This is a genomic window from Methanobrevibacter filiformis (assembly GCF_001639265.1).
Lineage (GTDB): Archaea > Methanobacteriota > Methanobacteria > Methanobacteriales > Methanobacteriaceae > Methanacia > Methanacia filiformis.
This window is the reverse complement of record NZ_LWMT01000082.1, coordinates 1-4,022: the sequence shown is the minus strand read 5'-3', so window position 1 is coordinate 4,022 and position 4,022 is coordinate 1. Positions and strand designations below refer to the sequence as shown.

At 26.9% G+C, this 4,022-nt stretch carries 3 protein-coding genes; all 3 read left to right on the top strand.

Going from position 1 to position 4,022, the window contains the following annotated elements; translation table 11 throughout:
• Positions 1-699: 699 nt before the first annotated feature.
• The 3 genes from hisG (at position 700) to MBFIL_RS02915 (ending at position 3,663) form a co-directional block, all read left to right on the top strand.
• Positions 700-1,686 (top strand): ATP phosphoribosyltransferase, encoded by a 987-nt coding sequence (hisG, locus tag MBFIL_RS02925; protein WP_066971327.1) that lies wholly within the window; start codon positions 700-702, stop codon positions 1,684-1,686.
• Between the two features lie 62 nt (positions 1,687-1,748).
• Entirely contained in the window at positions 1,749-2,873 is a 1,125-nt protein-coding gene (locus MBFIL_RS02920; RefSeq protein WP_066971325.1) for an ABC transporter permease, read from the top strand.
• A 112-nt stretch (positions 2,874-2,985) separates the two neighbouring features.
• Positions 2,986-3,663: an ABC transporter ATP-binding protein gene (locus tag MBFIL_RS02915; protein ID WP_066971323.1), complete on the top strand. Its 678-nt coding sequence runs from the start codon at positions 2,986-2,988 to the stop codon at positions 3,661-3,663.
• Positions 3,664-4,022: the final 359 nt, after the last annotated feature.

Sequence of the window (4,022 nt, the reverse complement as noted above, 5' to 3'; positions counted from 1 at the left end):
AGACTCCTACCTGTCATTTCTTCCAATGTTTGATGATATATTGGGTCTACACGATTATCTAAATATAATATTTCTTCTTCTATCACAACTCTCTTGGTACCATCAGCATTATATATTTTAACATTCATAATTATTACTTGGAGGAAGTTTGTTTTCTCTTTGCATAGATTTAACTATATTCTTCCTCCATTTAATTAATGTTATTATACTCACTTTTTTTTGAATTATACTGAACATTACATATATATGTTGTACTTTTCATTGAATTTTTTCACTTGTTCACCCTGAAGTTTTTGACACAGTCCAAACTTTTAAAAAAAGTTTGAACAAAAGCTATTTCCATAAATAAAGCATTTTAAGCATTAATTATGCTTTTATTAATATGAAACAAACATTTCAAACTTTTAAAAAAAGTTTGAACAAAAGCTATTTCCATAAATAAAGCATTTTAAGCATTAATTATGCTTTTATTTATATTAAATGAATCATTATTTATTAAAATTATTACTTGTTTTTAATTTATTATTATTTATTAATTTAATTTAGCTATTATGTAATGATACATTTATTTAATAAGATATATTAAAACATTATAATGCAATTTAATAATTATTTAATATAAAATAATATATTAATCATATTAATAAATGTAATTATTCTCATTAATAATAAATAACATCTAATAAAAGGAGGAATTTAATGGACAAAATAATTTTAGGGCTCCCTAAAGGAAGTTTAAACAATGTCAATAGAGGTAATACCTATCAGCTATTTGTAGATGCAGGTTATGATATTAAAGGTTATGAACCTGGTAATGAATCTTATGAGATTTCAATTGTAAATGATTTAGAGATTAAAGCATTTTTAACTCGTCCACAAAGTACACCAGTTGAATTAAATAGAGGAATGGTCGATATAGCTATTGTAGGTGAAGATTGGATTAGAGAGGAGTCTGTAAATTCAGATAATTCAATCATGAAACTTGGTGATTTGAATTACGGTGAAACTCGATTAATAGTAGCTATTCCAAATACTGATCCTTACAAATCATTAACTGATTTTTTCAGGAAAAATAAAAGTAGAAAAACTCCAATTTTATGTTTTACTGAGTATCCAAACTTGACTCGCCAACATTTTATGGAAAATGAAGGGTATAAAGAGGTTTTTGGAGATTCTGTACCTCTTGTTCAAGTAAGAGGTTTAATCGATGGTGAAAACGATCAAGTTCAGATTATAAACTCTGATGGTGCAACTGAAGTATATATTGCAAAGGGAGCAGATTTAATAGTGGATAATACTCAAACAGGAAGTAGTTTAAAGAAAGCAGGGCTTGTTGAACTTGAAACTATAATGCATTCTTCTGCAGGATTATATTCTGGTGTAAATTGTCATGGATATAAATTAGATAAGGCTAAAAGGATATTTGACCAACTTTTTGGCGCAATTACTGCGAGAAAATATTTTGATGTTAAATTTAATGTTGAAAACGATTTAGCAGAACTTGCAAGCGAATTTTTAGTAGAAAACAAGTTTTGTTCAGATGAGCCTACAATAAACAAAGGTAGTAAATTCTCACAAATCAATGTTTTAATCGAGAAGAACAAATTTCCTGAAATGTTAAATGGAATTAACAGATTTAATGCTTCAGCCATTGTTAGAAGCAATGTTAAACAATATATTAAATAATTATTATATTAAATAATTATTATTATATTAAATAGCTGTATGATTTATTTAGGAGGTATTTTATGTCATTTTTAACATTAATCTTTAAAAATCCATTTAGAAACAAAGCAAGAGCATTCCTTGCAGTTATTGGTATTGGTATTGGTATTGCTACCATTGTTGCTTTAGGAGGTATAACTACAGGTCTTACACAATCTTTAGATAATACATTACATGAGGGTGGGGCTGATTTCACAGTTCTAAGTAAAAAAGAAGATTCACAAGGAACTCCTTATGGGACAGAAACATTAGATGAAGATTGGTTGAATAAATTAAAAGAGATTCCAGGTATTAAAAGAGTTGAAGGAATATATATTGCTACGGTTCCTGTTGAAGATAAGTTTGGAATGGTTATTGGTATTGATCCAAATAATACCTTTGATATATCCTCAATGGATGTTAGTTTAACCAGTGGGCAGTTTATAAAAAATGAACATGAAGTTGTTATTGGTAAATTAAAAGCTAAAGACTTAAATAAAAAAGTAGGGGACAATTTAACAATTGATGATAGTGAATTTAAAATTGTTGGAATTTACGAATCTGGTGATCCTAGTCAAGATGGTGTAATGGCACATATGAAGGATTTGCAAAAAATATCTGATGAAGAAGGAAAAATAAGTATGATTTATGTGTTTGCAGATAGTGGAGCTGATGTAGATACAATCACTAAATCAATTGATAATAAGTATGGGGATGATCTCAATACAATAACTTCTATTAATGATATTAAAATGGTTGCAGACGCTTTAAATATGGTTAATGGTGCTTCTTGGGGAATATCTTTATTAGCTATTGTTATTGGAGGAATTGGTATTATTAATACCATGATAATGTCTGTTTATGAAAGAACCAGAGAAATTGGTGTTTTAAAAGCAGTTGGTTGGAAGAAAAAAAGAATTCTTTCAATGATTTTAGGAGAATCTTTAGTTTTAACTGTAACTTCAGCTATTGTTGGTTCTATTTTTGGAGTAATAGCTATTGAATTAGCTGTAGCTTTAGGAATTTTGTCTGGAATGACACCAGTCTTTACTATGGGTACATTTATCCAAGGATTTGCTGTAGCTATTATCGTTGGTTTAATTGGAGGACTGTATCCTGCATGGAGAGCTAGTAGACTACCTGCAACTGAATCTTTAAGGTATGAGTAAGATACAAATAATAATAAATTTATTCATAATATTCATAATCTACTATTAATGAAAATATAAAGATTAACAGATTAGACATATTTAAACAATAAAATTTAGGAGTTTTAATAGAATGGTTGCTATAGTTAAAATTAAAAATCTTAAAAAAAGCTATGAAAAAGGGAATATTAAAGCGTTAAATGGAATTAACTTAGAAATAGAAAAAGGAGATTTTGTATCAATTATAGGTCAATCTGGTTCAGGAAAATCTACTTTGCTTAATATGATAGGTGCATTAGACACTGGAGATGAAGGAACTGTAGAGGTTGCAGGTTATGATTTAACAGATGGTAAAAATTTAGATGTTTTTAGATCAAAAGAAGTAGGATTTATTTTTCAACTACATAATTTAATACCTAACTTATCAGTTTGTGAAAATGTTGAAATTCCAATGTTTGAAACAAAAGCAAGTGGAAAAGAAAGAACTGATCGAGCTTTATCTCTGTTAAATTTAGTTGGATTAAAAGAAAAAGCTAAAATTAAACCAACAAAATTGTCTGGAGGGGAAAGACAAAGAGTAGCTATTGCAAGAGCGTTAGCTAATAAACCATCTATTATTCTTGCAGATGAACCAACAGGATCTCTGGATTCTAAAACATCAGGAGATGTTTTAAAATTATTAATAGATTTACATGAAAAAGAGAATGTTACATTAATCATGGTAACTCACGATTTAAATGTTGCTAAATTAGCTAACAAACAAATAGAAGTTTTAGATGGTCAAATATTAGGCACAGATTCGCAAAAATAATAAAATTTAAGAAAATATTATAAAATATTATAAAATATTAGAAAGTATTAGAAAATATTAAATTTTCTAACATTTAAATTTAAAATTGATAAAAATTTTTTACTAACTTTCAAATCTTCAATTTAAAAAGAATAGAAAATTTTGTAAATCTCATAATACTCACTTAAATTAACTTTTTTTATTGGAAGCATTGTTTTTTTCATTAAAAATTTTCTTAAGATAGTATAATAAAAACTTTAGACATATATTAGTTAAATTTGTAGTATTAATTATCAAAAGTATTACAATTAATTGGTAAAATATAGGTACAGAAAGTTTTTTAAGCATATTTGCAATTAAGTTAAATAAAAGATTAAAAC

Coding starts and splice junctions, on each gene's coding strand:
- hisG (WP_066971327.1), top strand. CDS start 700: ATGGACAAAATAATTTTAGGGCTCCCTAAAGGAAGTTTAAACAATGTC.
- MBFIL_RS02920 (WP_066971325.1), top strand. CDS start 1,749: ATGTCATTTTTAACATTAATCTTTAAAAATCCATTTAGAAACAAAGCA.
- MBFIL_RS02915 (WP_066971323.1), top strand. CDS start 2,986: ATGGTTGCTATAGTTAAAATTAAAAATCTTAAAAAAAGCTATGAAAAA.